This is a genomic window from Paenibacillus taichungensis, from assembly GCF_047302525.1.
Taxonomy (GTDB): Bacteria; Bacillota; Bacilli; order Paenibacillales; family Paenibacillaceae; genus Paenibacillus; species Paenibacillus taichungensis_B.
Genome location: NZ_CP168020.1, coordinates 5962653 through 5983715, shown reverse-complemented (window position 1 = coordinate 5983715; position 21063 = coordinate 5962653). Strand labels below are relative to the sequence as shown.

24 protein-coding genes and 1 tRNA gene are annotated in these 21063 nt (G+C 44.3%); 4 read left to right on the top strand and 21 right to left on the bottom strand.

Annotated features, from left to right (window positions below):
- Nucleotides 1-657 precede the first annotated feature (657 nt).
- The 4 genes from ACDJ58_RS27255 to rpsF form a co-directional block, all read right to left on the bottom strand.
- Nucleotides 658-1251 carry a M15 family metallopeptidase gene (locus tag ACDJ58_RS27255; RefSeq protein WP_413373896.1) on the bottom strand — a complete coding sequence of 198 codons (594 nt, stop codon included), beginning with the start codon at nt 1249-1251 and terminating at the stop codon, nt 658-660.
- A 219-nt stretch (nt 1252-1470) separates the two neighbouring features.
- Nucleotides 1471-1743 (bottom strand): 30S ribosomal protein S18, encoded by a 273-nt coding sequence (gene rpsR, locus ACDJ58_RS27250; protein WP_017691433.1) that lies wholly within the window; start codon nt 1741-1743, stop codon nt 1471-1473.
- A gap of 56 nt (nt 1744-1799) precedes the next feature.
- A complete protein-coding gene (gene ssb, locus ACDJ58_RS27245; RefSeq protein WP_064641449.1) occupies nt 1800-2285 on the bottom strand; it encodes a single-stranded DNA-binding protein in 486 nt (161 codons plus the stop codon).
- 48 nt (nt 2286-2333) lie between these two features.
- Nucleotides 2334-2627 (bottom strand): 30S ribosomal protein S6, encoded by a 294-nt coding sequence (rpsF, locus tag ACDJ58_RS27240; RefSeq protein ID WP_024629534.1) that lies wholly within the window; start codon nt 2625-2627, stop codon nt 2334-2336.
- A gap of 201 nt (nt 2628-2828) precedes the next feature.
- Between rpsF and ACDJ58_RS27235 the strand changes: the two genes are divergently transcribed.
- Nucleotides 2829-3023 carry a YjzC family protein gene (locus ACDJ58_RS27235; protein ID WP_024629533.1) on the top strand — a complete coding sequence of 65 codons (195 nt, stop codon included), beginning with the start codon at nt 2829-2831 and terminating at the stop codon, nt 3021-3023.
- Nucleotides 3024-3445: 422 nt separating this feature from the next.
- Here ACDJ58_RS27235 and ACDJ58_RS27230 read toward each other — a convergent pair.
- From ACDJ58_RS27230 to ACDJ58_RS27215, 4 genes are all read right to left on the bottom strand, one after another.
- A tRNA-Ser gene (locus ACDJ58_RS27230) sits at nt 3446-3536 on the bottom strand.
- Nucleotides 3537-3649: 113 nt separating this feature from the next.
- Nucleotides 3650-3859: a DUF951 domain-containing protein gene (locus ACDJ58_RS27225; protein ID WP_413373895.1), complete on the bottom strand. Its 210-nt coding sequence runs from the start codon at nt 3857-3859 to the stop codon at nt 3650-3652.
- Nucleotides 3849-4787 carry a mechanosensitive ion channel family protein gene (locus ACDJ58_RS27220; protein WP_413373894.1) on the bottom strand — a complete coding sequence of 313 codons (939 nt, stop codon included), beginning with the start codon at nt 4785-4787 and terminating at the stop codon, nt 3849-3851. The genes ACDJ58_RS27225 and ACDJ58_RS27220 overlap by 11 nt, the downstream gene beginning before the upstream one ends.
- A gap of 14 nt (nt 4788-4801) precedes the next feature.
- Entirely contained in the window at nt 4802-5065 is a 264-nt protein-coding gene (locus tag ACDJ58_RS27215; protein WP_029880815.1) for a DUF3343 domain-containing protein, read from the bottom strand.
- Between the two features lie 116 nt (nt 5066-5181).
- Between ACDJ58_RS27215 and yyaC the strand changes: the two genes are divergently transcribed.
- On the top strand, nt 5182-5787 hold the full coding sequence (gene yyaC, locus ACDJ58_RS27210) for a spore protease YyaC (RefSeq protein WP_413373893.1): 606 nt from the start codon (nt 5182-5184) through the stop codon (nt 5785-5787).
- Here yyaC and ACDJ58_RS27205 read toward each other — a convergent pair.
- The 13 genes from ACDJ58_RS27205 to rpmH all read right to left on the bottom strand — a co-directional run bounded on the left by ACDJ58_RS27205 (nt 5762) and on the right by rpmH (nt 17988).
- Complete coding sequence (locus tag ACDJ58_RS27205; RefSeq protein ID WP_413373892.1) at nt 5762-6262, bottom strand: DUF4446 family protein; 501 nt, start codon at nt 6260-6262, stop codon at nt 5762-5764. The genes yyaC and ACDJ58_RS27205 overlap by 26 nt on opposite strands.
- 9 nt (nt 6263-6271) lie before the next feature.
- Nucleotides 6272-6400 (bottom strand): hypothetical protein, encoded by a 129-nt coding sequence (locus tag ACDJ58_RS27200; RefSeq protein WP_413373891.1) that lies wholly within the window; start codon nt 6398-6400, stop codon nt 6272-6274.
- Between the two features lie 97 nt (nt 6401-6497).
- Nucleotides 6498-7658 (bottom strand): aminotransferase class V-fold PLP-dependent enzyme, encoded by a 1161-nt coding sequence (locus tag ACDJ58_RS27195; RefSeq protein WP_413373890.1) that lies wholly within the window; start codon nt 7656-7658, stop codon nt 6498-6500.
- A gap of 151 nt (nt 7659-7809) precedes the next feature.
- Nucleotides 7810-8655 (bottom strand): ParB/RepB/Spo0J family partition protein, encoded by an 846-nt coding sequence (locus ACDJ58_RS27190; RefSeq protein ID WP_413373889.1) that lies wholly within the window; start codon nt 8653-8655, stop codon nt 7810-7812.
- Complete coding sequence (locus ACDJ58_RS27185) at nt 8648-9409, bottom strand: ParA family protein (protein WP_024629525.1); 762 nt, start codon at nt 9407-9409, stop codon at nt 8648-8650. Before ACDJ58_RS27185 ends, ACDJ58_RS27190 begins: the two co-directional genes overlap by 8 nt.
- Before the next feature lie 185 nt (nt 9410-9594).
- Complete coding sequence (noc, locus tag ACDJ58_RS27180) at nt 9595-10413, bottom strand: nucleoid occlusion protein (protein ID WP_413373888.1); 819 nt, start codon at nt 10411-10413, stop codon at nt 9595-9597.
- Between the two features lie 740 nt (nt 10414-11153).
- Entirely contained in the window at nt 11154-11876 is a 723-nt protein-coding gene (gene rsmG, locus ACDJ58_RS27175; protein WP_063567385.1) for a 16S rRNA (guanine(527)-N(7))-methyltransferase RsmG, read from the bottom strand.
- Nucleotides 11876-13765, bottom strand: coding sequence for a tRNA uridine-5-carboxymethylaminomethyl(34) synthesis enzyme MnmG (gene mnmG / locus ACDJ58_RS27170; protein WP_413373885.1), 1890 nt, complete (start codon nt 13763-13765; stop codon nt 11876-11878). Before mnmG ends, rsmG begins: the two co-directional genes overlap by 1 nt.
- 224 nt (nt 13766-13989) lie before the next feature.
- Nucleotides 13990-15366 (bottom strand): tRNA uridine-5-carboxymethylaminomethyl(34) synthesis GTPase MnmE, encoded by a 1377-nt coding sequence (gene mnmE, locus ACDJ58_RS27165; RefSeq protein WP_413373883.1) that lies wholly within the window; start codon nt 15364-15366, stop codon nt 13990-13992.
- A 214-nt stretch (nt 15367-15580) separates the two neighbouring features.
- Entirely contained in the window at nt 15581-16282 is a 702-nt protein-coding gene (gene jag / locus ACDJ58_RS27160; RefSeq protein WP_413373882.1) for an RNA-binding cell elongation regulator Jag/EloR, read from the bottom strand.
- Nucleotides 16279-17160 carry a YidC/Oxa1 family membrane protein insertase gene (locus tag ACDJ58_RS27155; RefSeq protein WP_413373880.1) on the bottom strand — a complete coding sequence of 294 codons (882 nt, stop codon included), beginning with the start codon at nt 17158-17160 and terminating at the stop codon, nt 16279-16281. The genes jag and ACDJ58_RS27155 overlap by 4 nt, the downstream gene beginning before the upstream one ends.
- A gap of 74 nt (nt 17161-17234) precedes the next feature.
- A complete protein-coding gene (rnpA, locus tag ACDJ58_RS27150; RefSeq protein WP_024629518.1) occupies nt 17235-17585 on the bottom strand; it encodes a ribonuclease P protein component in 351 nt (116 codons plus the stop codon).
- Between the two features lie 268 nt (nt 17586-17853).
- Nucleotides 17854-17988 (bottom strand): 50S ribosomal protein L34, encoded by a 135-nt coding sequence (gene rpmH, locus ACDJ58_RS27145; protein WP_024629517.1) that lies wholly within the window; start codon nt 17986-17988, stop codon nt 17854-17856.
- Between the two features lie 783 nt (nt 17989-18771).
- On the opposite strand from rpmH, the gene ACDJ58_RS27140 reads away from it, so the two are divergent.
- Together ACDJ58_RS27140 and ACDJ58_RS27135 are read left to right on the top strand one after the other, a co-directional pair.
- Nucleotides 18772-19446, top strand: coding sequence for a GntR family transcriptional regulator (locus tag ACDJ58_RS27140; RefSeq protein WP_413373879.1), 675 nt, complete (start codon nt 18772-18774; stop codon nt 19444-19446).
- Nucleotides 19447-19694: 248 nt separating this feature from the next.
- The gene (locus ACDJ58_RS27135; RefSeq protein WP_413373877.1) at nt 19695-21056 is read left to right on the top strand and encodes a GntP family permease; all 1362 of its coding nucleotides are present in this window, start codon (nt 19695-19697) and stop codon (nt 21054-21056) included.
- Nucleotides 21057-21063: the final 7 nt, after the last annotated feature.

Here is a 21063-nt window from a genome sequence, read left to right as displayed (position 1 = left end):
TGTTCTTGAAGATAACGAACGAAAGTGTATACAAAATACCAAATCATTAGGAGAATCCATTTTTCACACTGCTATTTAGACCGTTGGTCAATTAATGCTGACAATTCCTAGCGGGATTATAATGCAAAATAATTAATGTAATCATACGTGTAAATTTAGGTGACGTCAATGCTTATTTTGAGATTTATGGTATAAATGTTTTTTATAGCACAGTTCTGGGTATTAGTTATACTTTAAAGGGAATAAATCAAGAGAATCCAGAGTCAATTGCATATTTTCAATGGTAGAGTTTGAATCTTAAAAATACCGATTATCTAAATACATGACATTATCATTACATAACGTGTGTAGTTAAATGTTAGAATTATAGATATAACAAACTATTATGTTAGGTATGAGGGAATTGTAGAGGACATATTTCATTTGGGAGTAAAATTGATTTCTATCCAAATTTTGTACTTTTAGAGGTGTAATTTAGATATTACTAAAGGATTGAAGTTAAATTTCTAGTTATTATAGTATAGTTTCATTTAATCGCTTATGTAAAGAACAAATTGTCATCTTTTATCAATTATTTTACAAAAGAAAGCAAAAAGCCCTGCAAAATGCATGGCTTTTCTAATATTTATACATATAGATGTATATATAATATCGTGTTTACTGTGAATCCGGAGGTCTTTTCCCACGCTTCAAATCATTGATGCTTAATCCAAATTCCATCTGCAAGTGAGGATAATCCGGGAAGTTAGCCCAATCTCCTCCCCATGTAAACCCTAGTTCTTTGGCAAGCTCCACAACTTCCAGCCAATCTGCCTTTCCATTGCCATTATCATCACGTTCCATATCCCACACCACATCTCCATCAGGAGTCCGCAATGCAAAATCAATGGCCAAACCATAGTTGTGATAGGACTCTCCCCCTTTGGCGTTGGTAACGATATTTCCGGAAAGAGAGCGTCCTTGATTATAGAGGGCATCTTGTTCATCAATGCTGCGAAAATCATGTGTAATCACAACTTCAATTCCTCGTCTAGCCGCCTTTCGAACCAACAACTTCTCACTTTCCGCTACGACCGGGTGAAGTCCTGTAATCGGCACTGCTTCTTGTACGTTGGTTCGTGGCCATATATCATAGGTGTCTCCTTTTTGCTGTAACCACACATATATAATGGAAAGCAACAACGTAGCTACGATCCAAAATCGCAGACTACTCTTGCGTCTCTGTTTTACTTTACGTTTAGATGTATTCATGCTCTCTCCTGATGGTGGAATCTATATTCGTTCATACTCACGCTATCTGATATCAGCAATATATTAGACTCTATTATAAATCATTTACGCCTTAATTGCTTCTATCGTCGCAACTCCTTACTAGATCCAATTACCAGGAGAGCACACCATTAATGTATTTTTAGATGCAAAAAAGCAGCCGGCTATAAGCCGACTGCTTTGTATCCATGCTGAGTAAGACTACTCAGTTGTGTATGGCAGTAATGCGATTTGACGGGAGCGTTTGATGGCAATCGTCAGCATGCGTTGATATTTAGCGCTAGTACCTGTTACACGGCGTGGCAAAATTTTTCCACGTTCGCTGATAAATTTACGAAGCAAGTCCGTATCTTTATAATCGATGTGAGTAATTTTGTTAGCTGTGAAGAAGCACACTTTACGACGTTTATTACGGCCGCCACGACGTGCCGGTCTTTTATCGTTGTCTCCGCCTTCTCTTTGCTTGAAGCCCATGCTTTTCAGTCCTTTCCTATCATGTAACCCATATCTCATTAGAGTATCGGCTCACGTTAAAATGGCAAATCATCATCCGATATATCAATCGGTTTTCCGTCATCGGAAAAAGGATCCTGATTGTTGCTACGCGAATTATTATTATTGTTCGCGCGCCCGCCGCCTCCGTAAGAAGGCTCTTCACGCATCGGTTGCCCACCGCCGCCACCGTTATTATCACGGTTAGCTGACTCCAAGAAACGGACGTTATCGGCAATGACTTCGGTCACGTATACACGTTTTCCTTCGTTATTCTCGTAATTCCGTACTTGAATGCGTCCTTCGACTGCAGCTAGGCGTCCTTTGCGCAAATAGTTTGCACAAGTCTCAGCAAGCTGTCTCCAGGTTACGACCGGAATGAAATCCGCTTCCTTTTCTCCACCTTGGCTTGTAAACGGTCTGTCCACTGCCAAAGTAAATTGCGTAACTGCTACTCCAGCTGGAGTATAACGCAACTCAGGATCCCGGGTTAACCGGCCGATCAGAATGACACGGTTCAACAATGTAATCCCCTCCTTCAGAGCGTATTGGTGCGTTGATCACGAGTTGTCTTAAGCAGACTTAACGTCGTTTGTAATGAGATAACGAATTACTTCGTCAGAAATCTTCATGAGACGCTCAAGTTCAGTAACTACTGCTGGTTCAGCAGTGAAGTGTACCAAAACATAAACACCATCACGGAATTTCTTGATCTCATACGCAAGACGGCGTTTACCCATAACGTCGTGAGCTGTAACTTCACCACCGCCGTTGGAGATGATGCCTTGGAATTTATCGACTGTAGCTTGAACAACTTCTTGCTCAACATCAGGACGAATAATGTACATCACTTCATATTTGCGCATAATTTTCACCTCCTTATGGACTCTGGCCCTCAATCTAGGTTGAGAGCAAGGAACGAGCACAAACTCGAACTATATTAATATAACAAAAATGACGTCTCAATGCAAGCAAACGTTCCCTCTTCTTATTACACATGATCATAACTCCAATGGAGCACACTACAAAAGCAACATTGAAATCCATTATGCCAAGGAGGTTTTATCATGGGTGAAAAAACCGAGTTTGAACCAGGAGACAAAGCTCCAAACGATGGCGAGTACACCGAGGTTGGTGAGAAGAGCTTTCATACGGAGATTAACAATCCGAAACGGGTAACCCTCCAAAAGGGTGAAGCTTTCCCTGAAACAAGCAATCAGAATCGCAAGTGGAAGAAGCTGACCAAAGCCCGCGTCCACTAATCGTAAAGATTTTTTTCAGACTGCTGTATATAAAACGTACTAATGCACATAATACAATCAGGCGATGCACGAGAGAGGTGTGGTTCCGTTGGACAACGAAGCCGAACATTCACTGTTGGAGATTCAGCACGTAATTTAAGAAGCAAGATGGTTGTGTGTAAGGCCTTTGTCTGAAGCACGAGTATTGCTACTTGCAGTACACCAAGTTTCTGATCGTTACGACCGATTGTTTCCTAACAAACCGAATGCATCGCCGAATGAAGAGCCCTTAGGGGCTCTTTGTTTTTTTAATTACAAATGATTATCAGACAACAAAATTGGAAATAAAAAGACCTTCCATCTGGAAGGTCTTCTTGCATGTATAGAGCTCAACACACGTTGAGTAAATTATTCAATTACAATTACAAAGCAATATCTATTAGTGGCGGAAAGGGTGGGATTCGAACCCACGCACGCTGTGACACGCCTAACTGATTTCGAGTCAGCCCCCTTGGGCCTCTTGGGTACCTTTCCGCAGCAATAATGATTATAGCATGATCATTTACAGAACGCAATACCTGAGCTATGCCCGCATGTAAACGTTATTATGGAGTGCGAAAAGAGTAAACATTAACCGCATTATTTCATTAGTATTCAGCCGAATCCTCTGTTGAACGGAGTACCTTTTTCATGTTTTTCTCGAATTTCGCTCTGGGAATTAAAACGCTGTGTTTACATCCTACACACTTGATGCGAATATCCATGCCCATCCGTATAATCTCCATCTCATTGCTGCCACATGGATGCTGCTTCTTCATCTGTACAATGTCCCCAAGCTGGAAACTTTTACGCTCCACCTATGCCATCCCCCTCATCCTTCTCCTGAGCTGCTGCTTGCTCTAATGCTGCTTGATTGCTCATCTCATGATACTCCAGTGTTTTCTTTACATCACTCTGAATTTGACGCTCTACAGATGCTCTGGAGTTCGGCAGGCACTCAGCAACAATGCGAACCACATATTCCGAGGTAGACATCGACTGGATACCAAGCACGTCAGGTACTTTAACGATGTTCAGATCTCGATCCTCAATCCCAGTCAAAGCTCGTTTCACCAAGTGCACTGACTCGTCCAGGGTCTGTTCACCCTTCATCGGAATATCCACAACTGCAAGGGAATTCGACATCGAGTAATTAGTTACACTTGCAATCGTACCATTTGGAATGATGTGCACCTCACCCTGCCAGCTAACCAGCTTGGTCGTTCTCAGGCCAATGACCTCAACCGTTCCTTTATAGGAACCTGTTTGAATAACATCGCCTACTGCGAATTGATCCTCCAATATAATGAAGAAACCGGTAATAACATCCTTCACCAATCCCTGAGCACCGAAACCGATAGCCAGTCCAAGTACTCCCGCACTCGCTAACAATGGTCCGACTTTCACGTTGATCTCAGATAACAGTAACAGAATCATAATGAAATTACATGTTATGGAGGTCGCATTTTTCATCAACTCTCCAACCGTTATAAATCTCCGCGGGTTGACGCGAATCTTGCCTTCCTGCTTACGTGCCATCGTGCGATCTATAATACGTGATACAATCTTGATCACAATACGCGTAATAATGAAAATAATAACGATACGGATCGAACTGAACAATATATTAAACCACATATCTGCATCGGCGACTTTATCCCATAATCGGTCTGTCCAGCTTATAGCACTTTTTACGACGTTCTTCGGAGACTCATTGTCCACTGAAGCAAACTTAAATGGCAACATAGATCAAACCTCCTCTACATGGGTATGTTATCATAGCTGTCAGCGGTTTTGAAATAGAGGCCACGGATCTCCACAAATTCGTTACGAATGATTTGTTTCACTCTCTCCAGATCTTCTTTTGGAAACTGAATACATAGAGCACAGCCCGCTGTGATCTCTTTTGGGGTAGGAAATAAGTCAATCTCAATCTCGGCAAACTCCAGCAGCATTTCTGCCCGCAGCGCCTGCTGGGTGGAATCAAAAGCAATCAGCATCCAATCATCTATCCACTCGTCCATGTCCGGCTCCTTTCGCGATACATTCATCCCTTTGAAAAAGCTTGTCCCCACGAAGTATAAAACGTTCTATCCTTCCATATACTGTTACTACTATTCCAAGGGAAAGGATAGATCCTATGAATCCCATTTCGCATTCCTTCTCATCTCAAGACATGGCCAGTTTGAAAATCCCACACACAGATCCAGGCATTCACTCAGCCATCATTCATCGTTTAATGTTTCATCTCTATAAAGCCCATTCTTTGCAAAATGTAGTTGTCGTTTGTATCGGTACAGATCGCTCTACGGGGGACTGCCTTGGCCCGCTCGTCGGCTCGTCGCTTGCCAAGTGGGACAGCCCTCTATTCCATCTCTATGGCACATTGGATGAACCCGTACATGCAATGAACCTGCAGGAAACCCTTCACAAAATACACAACACACATCACAATCCTTATGTGATCGGCATTGATGCCTGTCTCGGACAGTCTTCGAGTGTTGGATGTATCCAGGTCGTGAATGGACCGCTCAAACCAGGAGCGGGTGTAAATAAAGAATTACCGCCGGTCGGCGATATCCATCTTACAGGTATCGTTAACGTCGGCGGCTTTATGGAATACTTTGTTTTGCAGAACACACGCCTCAGTCTCGTCATGCGCATGTCCGAGATTATATCCAGCAGTCTATACTCCGCCATTCGAGAATGGCATACCCGTTCTACTCTGCTTGCTGTGCCAGAGTAATGGCTTCCTTTTCCTCAGGGGAAAGAGTATACGTGGACTCTCCCCCTTTAAGAGGTTTAGCATATACATAGGAACCGTCTCGATTATAGATACCCGTGAGTACCATACCGTCCTGGCTATCGTTAACCATCGCCATGGAGAAACTCAGATCACTGCCAAGCTCCCCATAAGCGTTGTACCGTTTCACGCCCACTTTACCCTGGATGCGGGTCAGCTTCTGCATGACAGCCTGTAACTGATCCGTTTGCAGTGTATGCTCATCCTCAATGCTGTCCATCTGAATTTTCAGATTGATTAACAGCGACTCCAGATCTTCCACTCCACTGCCAGCCATCATGGCCTCATATTTCCCTTTAAACTTCCGTAGCTTTGCGCCTTGAGCAATACTTATGATAAGCAAAATCACCAAAAGTAATGCCATGCCGCCAATAATCCATATCAGCTGTTCCAGAATCAGCTCATTTAATTCAGCCATGTAGTGCAACTACCCCTCTGTTGGTTTGTTCAGGTTAACGTTTGTAGCTTCAAACGTACTCCACATCTTCGATCCATTCAGCCAAGTAAAGCCATCCAACGCACTAATGTGACCCTCAAGCTTACCCTTATTATTCACCAGATAACCCCTACGGTTAATCACTCGTTTTGGCTTCTTGCCTCTTTTGCTTTTTGCTTGTTCAAGCGATTGAAATTCATGTTTTATTAGGGCTGATTCATACAGATCTTGATGCAGTTAATTCGATAACTGCTTCGATCAACGCATCGACATCTTCTCTTGATGTACTATACCCCACGCTCGCTCTGACAGCCCCACTTGCCGTTGTGCCAGCCGACTCATGGGCAAGAGGTGTGCAATGAAAACCTGAACGCACAGCGATACCATAATTCCGGTCTAATTGAAAAGCGAGTTGAGCCGAATCATATCCTTCAACAGTAAAGGATAACAATCCGGTACGCGGCTGTCCAATTTCAGGACCAAGCATTCGAATCCCCTGTACTGATGATAACCCATCCATCATATGCTGAGTCAAATCCCACTCCTGTTTATATATGAATTCAGGCGTCAGTTCAAGCACATGCTGCACTCCGGCTGCCAGACCTGCTATACCCACGGTATTCGGCGTACCCGCCTCATAGCGATCAGGACGAACAAGCGGCTGCTCAATCGCCTCAGATTGGCTTCCTGTCCCTCCGTGAAGCAATGGTTGTACATCCAGCTCAGGAGCGATATACAGCCCACCTGTTCCCTGCGGTCCCAGCAGCCCTTTATGCCCTGGAAAGGCAAGCATATCGATGCCAAGCTGCTTTACATCCACAGGTATAATCCCTGCACTTTGAGCAGCGTCAACAAGCAAAGTCACCTGATGTTTTTGACACATCAGCGCAATTTCACCAATGGGTAGAATACTCCCCAGCAGGTTCGAACTATGCGTGCAGACAACCAATCTTGTATTGGAACGAAACAACCGTGCGAATTGGACCAGATCGATCTCCCCGGCTGCATTAACAGGCACATAATCAACCTCTACATTACGAGATCTGCGCATGTACTCCAGGGGCCGTCTTACTGAATTATGTTCAGCCATCGTAGCAATGACGTGATCGCCTTCTCTTAACCACCCTTGAATAGCTAGATTCAAAGCTTCTGTGGTATTAGAACCTAGAGCAATATCATTGGCATTACGAACACCCAAAAGAGTGGATATCGCTTTTCTAGCACCAAATAAAACTCGGCTCGCCTGTACAGCCATTCGATGACTGCCTCTGCCTGGGTTCGCCCCTGCCACATCCAGAGCCTTCATCATGGCTTCCCCGACAGCAGGTGGCTTAGGCCAAGATGTCGCTGCATGATCCAGATAGATAACTCCCTCCACCTCATGACCACCTCTGTCCCTAATTGATCGTTCGTTTTGATAGATTCCCTAGAAACAAACAATGACATATCGTTTCTCCATGGTACAGAGGCGATATGTCATCACATGAAAAAGCCCCGCATGTTGTTCATCGATCATGGAATCATGACTATTATTGCAACAGTTCCAACAGTCGCTCCAGATCTTGTTTGCTGTAGTAGTTGAGCTCAATTTTGCCTTTATCTTTGTTATGCTTAATTTTCACCGTTGTTTTGAACCGTTCACGTAAAGATTCTTCCAATGTATCAATAAATGGATCTTTTTTCTTCAACTTGGATTTTGCTTTCGCTTCACCCGTTTTGGAACGATCCAATTGTTGAACAGCCTCTTCCAGTTCACGTACACTCCATTGCTGATCAATGGTTTGTTTTGCCAGCTGCTTCACAAGGCTTTCATCTTTAACACCGACGATAGCACGTGCATGCCCCATTGACAATGTTCCACGTGAAACATGATCCTTCACTTCTTCCGGCAATGATAACAGACGCAGGAAGTTAGCGATGTGAGAACGTGATTTACCCACTTTTAAGGAGAGTTCTTCTTGGGTTAATCCGAATTGATCCATCAGCCCCTGATAAGCAACTGCAACCTCCATCGCATTCAGATTCTCCCGCTGCAGGTTCTCAATCAAAGCAATCTCCATAACCTGCTGATCACTGAAATTACGAACTACGGCAGGCACAGTGGCATTACCGCAATATTGGGAAGCTCTGAAACGCCGTTCACCAGCAATGATCTCATAACCTCTTAAAACAGGACGTACAATAATAGGTTGTATAACACCATGTTGACGAATTGATTCAGCGAGTTCATGTATTGCATCCTCATCAAATACTTTACGAGGTTGGTAAGGGTTTGCCCGCAGTTGACTAATCGGGATTTCTACGACTTTATCATCGTCATTAATTGAAAGCGAAGGAATGAGGGCATCAAGACCTTTTCCAAGCCGCTTACTCATAAGAAATCACTTCCTTTGCGAGCTCTAAATAAACTTCAGCCCCTCGGGATCGAGGATCATACGTAATGATAGACTGACCATGAGAAGGTGCCTCACTAAGCCGCACATTGCGCGGAATAATGGTCTGATACACCTTTTGTTGAAAATACTTCTTCACTTCTTCAATCACTTGAATGCCCAGATTCGTACGAGCGTCAAACATCGTCAGCAATACCCCTTCAATTTGCAGGGATGTATTCAGATGTTTCTGCACCAAACGAACCGTGTTGAGCAATTGGCTCAACCCTTCGAGCGCATAATACTCACACTGAATCGGAATGATCACCGAATCGGAAGCTGTCAACGAATTGATCGTTAACATGCCTAGGGAAGGTGGACAATCGATCAGTATGTAATCATAGTTTTTTTTCACCATGGCGAGTGATTTTTTCAGGCGGACTTCACGTGATATCGTCGATACCAGTTCAATCTCGGCTCCGGCAAGCTGAATCGTTGCAGGTATGATATGAAGGCCTTCAATCTGAGTTTCCACAATCGCTTCCTGAGGGGGAACTTCATTAATGATGACATCATATATACAATTGGCCACATCTGCTTTGTTGATCCCGACTCCGCTGGTTGTATTCCCCTGGGGGTCAATATCGACAAGCAGCACCCTTTTCCCGAGCGAAGCCAATCCTGCACCCAAGTTAACAGATGTCGTCGTTTTCCCCACACCGCCCTTTTGATTTGCTACGGCCATAATCTTAGACAATTACTTCACCTCAAATAAAATAGGAGTCTTTTCTTGTAGGTTGTGAGCTACAGTTAACAAAAAGCAGGTGGCTATCATCCACACAAACATCAACTACCGTTTCTTCATGGTGCTATTCTACGCTGTTCATGCCACTCTCAACTTTATAGACAGAAAAAGCGGCCCATTGCCGCCTTAAGCTTCAATTATTTGCGTTTCGGGATATGGATAACGATCTCGTAATGGTCCTCATGGTCCGCTTCCTTGGTTTTGATGTCTAGACCGGAGCCCGATACCATATCAATGGATTGACGAATCGTATTAAGTGCAAGTCTAACGTCCTTCGTGAATGAGACACGTTTGGATTTTTTGATCTTCGAGGATTCCTTGTAAAAAGCAACCCGTGCTTCCGTTTGTTTTACATTCAACTCTTTATCAATAATCTCGCCGAGCAATTTCATTTGCAACTCTTCCGTATCCAAAGAAAGCAAAGCTCTGGCATGACGCTCCGAAATCTTACGTTCCATCAGCGCTGTTTTAATGCCCTCCGGAAGCTGTAACAACCGGATTTTGTTGGCGATCGTCGACTGGCTTTTGCCTAATCGCTGCGCAAGACTTTCCTGTGTAAGTTGGTGCAGGTCAATCAATTTCTGATAAGCAACAGCCTCTTCAATGGAAGTGAGTCCCTCACGCTGCAGGTTCTCGATCAATGCGATGGACGCTGCCTGAGAATCGTTAAATTCACGTACAATGGCCGGGATATGATCCAAACCAAGTTTTCGAACTGCACGCCAGCGACGTTCCCCGGCGATAATCTCATATGATCCATTTCGTACGCGGACGACAATCGGTTGTATTACTCCATGTGTCTTGATCGTCTGCAACAACTCATCAATTTTATCATCATCAAAAATAGTACGGGGTTGATATGGGCTGCTCACAATTTCATTGACCGGAATTTGTTTAATCTCATCTCCGTTATTGCGCTCCGCCAAACCAAACAACTTCGAAAATTGTTCTTTCATTCCGTATATTACCACCTAGTTTCGTAATAGCTCCCGCAGAGTTGCAGGTGCTTCTTATTCAATATGCGACCCTTCCAAATACTGTCGTTCTTTGAATAAGTTTTGCCTTCCATGACGATTTCTGTAACCTATACAATAATGCTCAAAAATCTATCTATACATATAATCTATGATCTCTGTAATCCAGGACCGGATACTTCTATTCTATCATCTTTTCTTCCATAATCCTATGTTTACCTATTCTTTAAACTCTTCTATTTTTCCTGCTTTTTCTTCATGAACATTAGCGATACGACTGCTTGTACATAATAAGATATGGAGGAACTCTGTAGAAAGGACCTGCTCATAGTAGCTACGTTGTGTACTCGTTTAATGCCAGGTAAAAATGGATTTCTCCAAGATAGCCTTGGTGGCAGAAAAACCTCTTCCTTGCGTGTCTTCTATTCCATTACTCTCCCTTTACCCCGAGGGCAGTGCACCATTCATTCGAGTATAGCTTGAACAAGAAAATAGGTATTCATCAAGAAAACTTCTATGCCAAAATAAATATTATCGATTTCATTTTTCTCTGCTCTATGTAATCGGAATATAGATGCTATCTATACCTATATAAAAAATCAAAAAACAAAAAGAGGATGTTTCACGTGAAACATCCTCTTTAATCTTATTCAAAGTTCTTCATTAAATAAACGAAGAATGATCTTCTTACCATTTTAATACATACGATGTTGTGCCAAGAATTATACCAAAGGTGTTTTTAGTGGTGTTCCTGGTTTACGTGGATATTTAAATGGTGTCTTATCAAACTTCTGAATCAGAATGATATGACGTGCCGATTCTTCAACAGGCAGCTGGAACGGATGAACTGCTTTTACACGTCCTTTCAGCTGGTTAAAGCTGAATTCAGCTTCCTTCATTTCTTCGCGTGGGTCTCCGCCCTTCATTGCAGCGAATAATCCACTTTTGCGAACAAATGGCAGACAGAATTCGTTAAGCACCGCTAGCTTAGCAACTGCACGCGCAGTGACGAGGTCGTAGCTGTCACGATATCCTTCTTTGCGTCCAAGTTCCTCCGCACGACCATGAATCAATTCTACATCGGTCAAGCCGAGCGTATCTACAAGATGCTGCAGAAAGCCAATACGTTTATTTAGCGAGTCAATGATCGTCAGCTTAATATGCGGAAAACAAATTTTAAGAGGTAGTCCTGGGAATCCTGCCCCTGAACCAATATCTGCGAGTTTGTTTACCTTAGACATATCTGTATAAAACGCTAGCGATACCGAATCATAGAAATGCTTTGTATATACTTGTTCACGTTCGGTAATCCCGGTTAAATTCATCTTTTCGTTCCAGGCTACCAGCTCCTGAAAATACAATTCGAATTGCTCCAACTGGCGTTCATCTAGCTCCAGTCCATGTTTCTTCAGGCGCCGTTGTAGCTGCTGTTGAATATCGTCCATTATTGTCCCCTTGCTGCGGTTACACGGTTATAATGCTCCAGGTAAACCAGCAGAATGGAGATATCCGCAGGAGTAACCCCGGCAATACGGGACGCCTGTCCTATAGAGATTGGACGAATCTTAGCGAGCTTCTGCTTTGCTTCCATCGCAAGGCCATGAATTTCGTCATATATAATCGTGTCCGGAATTTTTTTCTTCTCCATTTTTTGCAAACGTTCCACGTGGATCAATTGTTTCTCAATATAACCCGCATATTTAATTTGAATTTCAACTTGCTCTTTCATGTCAGCAGTCAGTTCCACCTCAGAAGGTGAGATCTGCTCAATCCAGTCATACCCGATCTCTGGGCGGCGCATCAATGTAAGAAGTGTGCTGCCATCCTGAATCGGTGTGGAACCGATCTCTTCCAGCTTCGAATTTACTTCGACAGGGCGAACTTTAGCTGCCTTCAGACGAGCCACTTCCTGTTCAACTTTTGCCTTTTTGTCCAGGAATTTAGCGTAACGCTCATCAGGAATCAACCCAATATCGTGGCCCATTTCCGTCAAACGCATATCGGCATTATCATGACGAAGCAACAAACGGTATTCTGCACGGGAAGTCAGCAGACGATAAGGTTCATTCGTACCTTTTGTTACGAGATCATCAATCAGTACACCAATGTACCCTTGGGAGCGATCCAGTACGACAGGCTCTTTATCCTGTACTTTACGTGCAGCGTTGATACCGGCCATCACGCCTTGTCCTGCCGCTTCTTCATATCCGGAGGTACCATTAATCTGCCCTGCTGTAAACAGACCTGGCAGACGTTTCGTTTCAAGTGAAGGCCACAGCTGTGTTGGCACCATCGCATCATATTCAATAGCGTAGCCGTTACGCATCATTTCTACTTTTTCCATACCCGGGATGGAACGAAGCACTGCCAATTGAACATCCTCTGGCAGACTGGTAGACAGACCTTGTACATAGTATTCGGATGTGTTTTTGCCTTCTGGTTCCAGGAAAATCTGATGCTTCGGCTTGTCGCTGAAACGCACAATTTTATCCTCGATCGATGGGCAATAACGCGGTCCGGTACCTTCAATAACACCTGAGAACATAGGCGCACGGTGGAGATTATCGTTAATAATCTGGTGTGTCTCCACAGACGTATACGTCAACCAGCAAGGCAGCTGCTCATTATCGGAAGATTCCGTTTCATAAGAAAAGAACTTCGGCTTGTCATCACCCGGCTGAATTTCCGTTTTACTAAAATCAATCGTATCCTTATGCACACGAGGCGGTGTACCTGTTTTAAAACGAACCAGGTCGAAACCAAGCTCACGCAGATGTTCGGATAACTTAAGGGAAGGCTGCTGATTATTCGGACCACTCTCGTACATCAACTCACCCATAATTACTTTACCGCGCAGATACGTACCTGTTGTCAATACAACGGCTTTGGCCCGATACTCTGTACCCGTCTGAGTAACCACACCTACGCACTGTCCGTCTTCAACGAGCAGGCGATCAACCATGCCTTGGCGCATCGTCAGGTTGCGTTCATTCTCCATCGTTTCTTTCATCGTATGTTGGTAAGAGAATTTATCCGCCTGAGCACGAAGTGCGTGGACAGCAGGACCTTTACCTGTGTTGAGCATTCGCATCTGAATAAAGGTCTTATCGATGTTCCGTCCCATCTCTCCACCAAGTGCATCAATCTCACGTACCACATGCCCTTTTGCCGGCCCCCCAATAGATGGGTTACAAGGCATGAAGGCCACCATATCCAGATTGATTGTAATCATCAGTGTTTTCGAACCCATACGGGCTGCAGCCAGTGCCGATTCCACACCAGCATGTCCTGCCCCTACGACGATTACATCATAACTTCCGCCATCAAAAGCCATTCCAGTTTACCTCCTTTTTGCCGCCGCACGCCTAAATTCATGCAAACGATCTATTTTCTGTAAAAATCATGATGAAACACGCTCCGCACTCTACGGAATGCATTTCGATCTATATTAAGCCATCAAGTCTATAGGTACTTCAGACATATTCGCGGATTCTTTGACCACCCACAGATGGACTTTATTATCATACTACTTTTCAGAGCCGGTATGTTTGTCAGGTGTTATTTTCCGAGGCAGAATTGAGAGAAAATTTGATCAATCAATGCATCATGTGCTGTATCGCCCACAATCTCACCCAGTTGCTCCCATGCCAGACGAACATCAATCTGGATCATATCAATAGGAATCAGCTGCTCTGCCGCTTCATAGGCATCAATGAGTGACTGCTTCGCTTTTTTGAGCAAAGCAATATGACGCACATTGCTGACATACGTCAGATCGGCCGACTCCAGCTTGCCACTGAAGAACAACGTCGAGATGGCATCTTCCAATCGGTCCACGCCCAAATCATCTTTCACCGACATCGGAACAAGCCGTTCCTCAGGGATGTAACGAAGCAGCACTTCGCGGTCCGCCTGCGGCGCTAAGTCCATTTTATTCATAATAATAATTGATTGTCTACCGCGGATTTGTTCCAATAATTCAATCTCGTCCTGATGCAGCGGCTCGGCAGCATTGATAACCATCAATAACAGATCCGCCTCATTTACAGCAGAGCGAGAACGCTCCACCCCGATTCTTTCCACGACATCCATCGTTTCCCGAATACCTGCCGTATCGAGCAGTTTGAGCGGTATATTGTTAATCGTAACAAACTCCTCAATGACGTCACGCGTTGTACCTGGAATGTCCGTTACAATTGCCCGGTTGTCCTGGGCCAACGTATTGAGTAATGAAGACTTCCCTACGTTTGGCCGGCCTACGATAGCTGTTGTGATTCCTTCACGCAGTATCTTTCCTTGCTCTGCTGTTACCAGCAATTTATCGATTTCAGTCATCACCCGACTGGATTTTTCTTTAATAAATTCAGAGGTTAGTGATTCTACATCATGCTCAGGATAATCGATATTTACTTCGATGTGAGCAAGCGTCTCCACCAACGTGTATCTTAGCTCGCGCAGCTTGGACGACAATTTGCCCTCCACTTGTTTGAGTGCAACCGAGAAAGCCCGATCGGATTTGGAACGAATGAGATCCATGACCCCTTCCGCCTGGGACAGATCAATCCGTCCATTGAGAAAAGCACGCTTTGTGAACTCACCGGGTTCAGCGAGACGAATATCGAGCTGCAACAACAGATCCATTACACGCTTGACCGAAACCACTCCGCCATGGGCGCTAATCTCCACAACATCTTCTGTAGTGAAGGAACGTGGCGCACGCATCACCGTAACCAATACTTCCTCGATCTTCTCGCCAGTCCCCGGATCTATAATATGACCGTAATGAACCGTGTGGGATGCTGCCTGTGTTAGTGGGGTTTTGCTGCGAAAAATCTTCTCCGTCTCCGACACCGCATCCGGGCCGCTCACCCGGATTACAGCGATACCCGCTTCTCCGACCGCTGTTGATATCGCTGTAATCGTATCACTAATCATCGTTATCTCTCCTTGCTCTATTTTAAAATTGCGCCCCTCGGGACGCTATATTAATTTCAATATATAGTTCAGTTGCACAACGCTTCTTACCGCATCATTCATATCTTGATATGGCTTTATTGAAGTCGCTCTATAGTTTTGGAAAAATACTTCTGTACGAAAAAAGCAATGGCTTCTGCACCGGGCAGGAAGCCATTGCGTCTTCAATTTCGTGTTATTTCGTCGTAATGACTACGCGCCGATTGGGCTCCTCGCCCTTGCTGTATGTCTTAATCTGAGAGTGATTTTGCAATTTCGCATGAATGACTTTGCGTTCGAGTGGGGGCATTGGCTCTAGCACAACTTCCTTGCCAGTGCGAATGGCCTGTCCAGCCAAACGTTCAGCCAGATCCTCCAGCGTCTTGCGTCGACGTTGACGGAAATTCTCTGCATCGAGTACGATGCGAACGAAGCTTTCCGAATAACGATTTGCTACAATGTTCGTTAAATATTGAAGGGCATCCAGCGTCTGTCCACGTCTACCAATAATCATGCCCAAGTCTTCACCGGCAATATTGAAGATATGTCCGTCACGCTGTTTTTTGATATGCACTTCAACATCCAGTCCCATACCTGCTGCCACTTCTTTTAGGAAAGCAGCCGCTTCCTCATAGGGATTTTTAGCACCCACACCCTCAAGTGTTGCTTCATCTTGAGGTATATGTGTAGCCGGTTTGATCGGCTGTGGAACAGGTTCGGGCACAGGCAGAAGTTTCACTTCCACTTTAGCGGCCTTAACCCCGATCAAACCCAGGAATCCTTTTGACGGCTGCTCTAACACTTGTATCTCGACCTTGTCCCGGCTCACGCCAAGCTCAGCCAATCCTTGGTTTACAGCATCTTCAACGGTTTTTCCTGACGCAATGACTTTGGTCATTTCGATTTTTTGGCCCCTTTCGAACCTTTTCCAGAGACAGTTGCCTTGCCACCGTTTTTGCGTTTAGCTCCATTTCCATTTTTGGAAGAGCTGGTCTGCTTCACGTTGACCTCAGCCACGACTTTATCATTATTCCGGTAAAGGAAATAGTTTTGCACGATCGTGTAGATGTTACTGTAGAACCAGTACAGTGGCAATGCAGCCGGGAACTGATAAGACATTACGAAGATCAGTATCGGATAAACCCACAGCATGAACTGCATCGGTCCAACTTGCTGTGCAGGATTCATGCGCATCATCATCCACGTTTGCACGAATGTTGTAATGGCAGCCAGCACTGGCAAAATAAACAGGTGATCCGGCGATCCGAGTTGAAGCCACAAGAAATCATGCGTTCTCAGACTCGAGTTTCCGTAAATTGAGTTATAAAGTGCGATGTAAATCGGCATCTGAATCAGAAGTGGTAAACAACCCGCCATCGGATTAACTTTGTTCTCCTGAAACAACTTCATTGTTTCTTGCTGAACTTTCTCAGGTGTATCTTTATACTTGGCTTGAATTTCTTTCAACTGCGGCTGAATAGCCTGCATCGCCTTGGAGCTGCGAACCTGCTTCATTGTCAGCGGCAAGATTAACGTCCGTACAATTAACACCATCACAAGGACGGCCAGTCCATATTCACCGTTAAACCAGTTGGCGAATGTATCGAGCGCCAGTGAGAACCAATAAATAACATTGCTTTGCCAGAATGAGCCGTTTCTTAGATCTTCCGTAGTAACCCCCGCACCTTGCGGAGTACACCCGGCTAGTACGGTGACCATTGCAATGACTGCAATGAGGAGAATCCACTTCCCCTTTGATGTCTTCAATCGCGACACTTCATAACCCCTCTCTTAACCATTCCATTCCACCGTAAATCATACCATAATTAGGAGGACAAATAAACCGAAGCTTACCGCTTGCCCGACTTCAAAAGAGAGCCCTTGCGCATCGCATGCAGCAGGCTTTTTTCCATATCCTTATAGGACATGTCCAATGCACCTTTTCTGACGATAAAGATCAGATCCATCTGCGTGACAATCTCTTTCTCATGATGGCGTACAATTTCCTTAATCATGCGTCTCATCCGGTTGCGTACGACAGCGTTTCCGATTTTCTTGCTACAGGATACACCTACTCGGAATTGTTCTGTATCTTTACGACGACAGCCATACACCACAAACTGATGATTGGCAAACGATTTCCCATACCGGTATACGCGGCTAAAGTCCGCCCGGTTTCGTAAACGCAGTCTTTTATACACGGCGCTTCTCCTTGCTGTTCTCCACCAACATTATTGACGAAGGCCTTATTACTGATTTAGTATAGGCTTTCTTGAATAACGATAAACCGTCTTGGCGGCAACTTCATTATATAAGGAACGTTTTCGAAAAAACGGACATCTCATTCATTGAACATAAATGTGTACTCATGCTTTTGCGCAGCCAATTCAGACCTGATCTATACCAGCATCCAGTCTGAAATGACCTATTTAAGAAAAAAAAGACCACCTCGGTGGTCTTCACAGTGCATTAAGCACTCAGGACTTTACGGCCTTTAAGGCGACGTGCAGCCAGAACTTTACGTCCGTTGCTCGTGCTCATTCTTTTCCGGAAACCATGAACTTTTTTACGTTTGCTAACGTTCGGTTTGAATGTAGGTCTCAATGTATTGCACCTCCTCACAAGGAAATACTTATGTGATGAATCACTTTCATCTTCACAGAAAACACCTTTATATATTTAACCATGAACACCTGGAAAAGTCAACTGCGAGCCTCTTGCCTCCTTCCTCCTTCTAATGCCTATTCCACCCTACCTAAACGGCCATGGATTCGTACTCCTGTTTACAACCTTCTTAAAGCATCATTTAGAAGCTCCAAAAGTTATCCCCAAGTTCCAATTCATTCACCAAAAATCAGTTTTCACGGTTATCCACACCCCTCAAACCCCTTAATTCTATCTTTAATTACCATTTCAAGTTATTCACATGTGGATAAGGAATATTTATCGATGACAGACTGTTTCATTGGCTCTGCTTTCGGTTAATATTCATACGTTTCTGAAGAACTTCAGTGGAGCAGCAATCCATTAGATGACCAATATATTTTGGCTTTTGAAATGACATACTTTAAATTTAATGTATCCGCTTTATTCTTATGGTTTACAAGTTTTCGAGAAAGGTGTAGGATAAAAAAATCAAATCTTGTATACAAGTATACTTATGGGAAGCACAGTACAGATCCAGACTCATTTAAAGGAAGACAATTATTCCTCTAGCTCTTTGAAAAATCCATTTGAAGCAGTATGACGTTCCTAAATTCAACACGCGCACAGAGCATACTGCCATTTATTCTCGTTATAAGGATTGGTGTAAAACGCTCAATCAGCAAAATAGTTGTGCTATGATCAGTATTGAACTGATTACTTATAATAGGAGCGTTAGCCATTATGCTGTTTCCTTCATCCTGGCTTCAGGGAGCTTCCCGCGGGGAAGCAATTGCCTGCGAATTAAGACTACGGATCATTAGCGGAACTCTTCGTCCTGGCGAAATTTTGTCAGAAAATCGGATTGCCGCTGATTTTGACAGCAGTCGATCACCTGTACGTGAAGCGTTAAGAACATTGTCGAATGAAGGGCTCATTCGGCTAGAGCGTATGGGTGTCGTTGTCATTGGATTGAAAATTAAAGATGTCGAGGAATTGTACGACGTCCGTTTCCTGATTGAAAGTTTTGTGCAGCAGCGGCTTGCGGGGGATGTGCCAGATCAATTGATTACCCAGCTACGCAATGTGATAGACAAAATGGACTTGGCTGGACGCCACCAAGACGCGGTTGAATTCGCATATCAGGATCTTACTTTTCACGAGACTATTATCGAAGCCGCCCAGCATTCCCGTATTTTACATCTATGGAGGAGCATTCGTTATGTTGTCATGACGGTTATGCTACTCACCACCCGCAGGGTCTTTATTCAGGGCGAACAGAAAGTAAGCGCTGTAATTGGTAAACATCGTTTGCTGATTGAGGCTCTTGAATCGGGTGATAAAACACGCATTCAATCTGGAGTCCGCACGTATTTCCAGGATTCAGGCAAGACGCTGCACGAAAGCTTTGATTCCTAATGACATGTAATGAAATTCCATTCGTCACTTTATGGAATATCTATGCAGGGGTTCGCAATCATATCCGTTGTGAATGATTGCCCTCCAACTTGTCGACAAGTATACAAAATGCGATTTGTTTCATTTTTTTGGGGCATATTAAGAGGGATTAAGCCGCCCTCGCTTCATGAATCATATAGTGTCTTCCCTCCGCTTGATCATGGATCTGTTGTAAGCGTTATATATCAGAAAAAAAAGGAGCATACCTCATGAGCACTCTTTTTGGGCTATCCCATAATGCAACGTTATTGGTTTGGACATTAATTGCGATTGTCTTTCTGATCGTGTTGATCTCCAAATATAAATGGAATCCTTTCATTACCCTTTTAATATCTGCATTAATGCTTGGTTTATTTACAGGCATGAAACCCGCGGACGTAATTACTTCCATTACGGGAGGACTTGGCGGCACACTCGGAACGATTGCCATCGTCATCGGTCTTGGTACCATGCTTGGTAAGATGATGGCTGAATCCGGCGGAGCCGAGCGTATTGCTACCACACTTGTAGATCGTTTCGGTGTAAAACGTGTGCACTGGGCGATGATGATTGTTGGTTTTATCGTTGGTATTCCTGTTTTCTTCGAAGTCGGCGTTATTCTGCTGATTCCGATCATTTTCACCGTTGCACGTAAAACCAATATGTCACTGCTGCAGATCGGTATTCCGATTTTGGCAGGTCTCTCTACTGTACATGGTCTGGTTCCACCTCACCCGGCTCCCATGATTGCCATCGAAGCGTTCAGCGCCGATTTGGGTAAAACGATCTTGTACTCCCTTATTGTAGGTATCCCTACTGCTATTATCGCTGGACCTCTGTTTGGTAAATTTATCGGTAAAAGAATACATACCGAACCGCCTGCAGAGCTGGCTGAACAATTCGCTACGAAAAAAAGTAACAACTTGCCAGGTTTCGGAATAACCCTGTTTACCATCTTGCTGCCGGTCATTTTGATGCTTATTGGCTCCATCGCCAATATCGTAGACCCGGACGCCACAAGCGGATTTACTGTTTTCTGTGAATTTATTGGCCATGAAATTATAGCCCTGCTGATCTCCGTCGTGTTCGCCCTCTTTTCACTCGGATTCTCACGAGGGTTCAACAAACATGACATCTCCCGCTTCACCAGTGAATGTCTGGCGCCTACGGCGACCATCATTCTCATTATTGGTGGAGGCGGTGCGTTCAAACAGGTGTTGATCAATAGTGGCGTAGGTAATGCCATTGCTGAGGTCGCTACACATGCCAACATTAACGTGATCCTGTTCGCCTGGCTTGTAGCTGCACTCATTCGGGTTGCTACCGGTTCAGCGACTGTGGCCATGACGACAGCAGCTGGTATTGTAGCTCCGGTTCTTGCACTAACGCCAGGTGCCAATATTGAGCTGGTTGTACTCGCTACCGGTGCAGGTTCACTTGTGCTTTCCCACGTGAACGACGCAGGCTTCTGGATGATCAAAGAATTCTTCAATATGAGCGTCTCGCAGACCCTGAAGACGTGGACCGTTATGGAAACACTACTATCTGTCGTGGGATTGATCTTTATTTTGCTGCTGAGTACAGTCGTATAAATTGAAT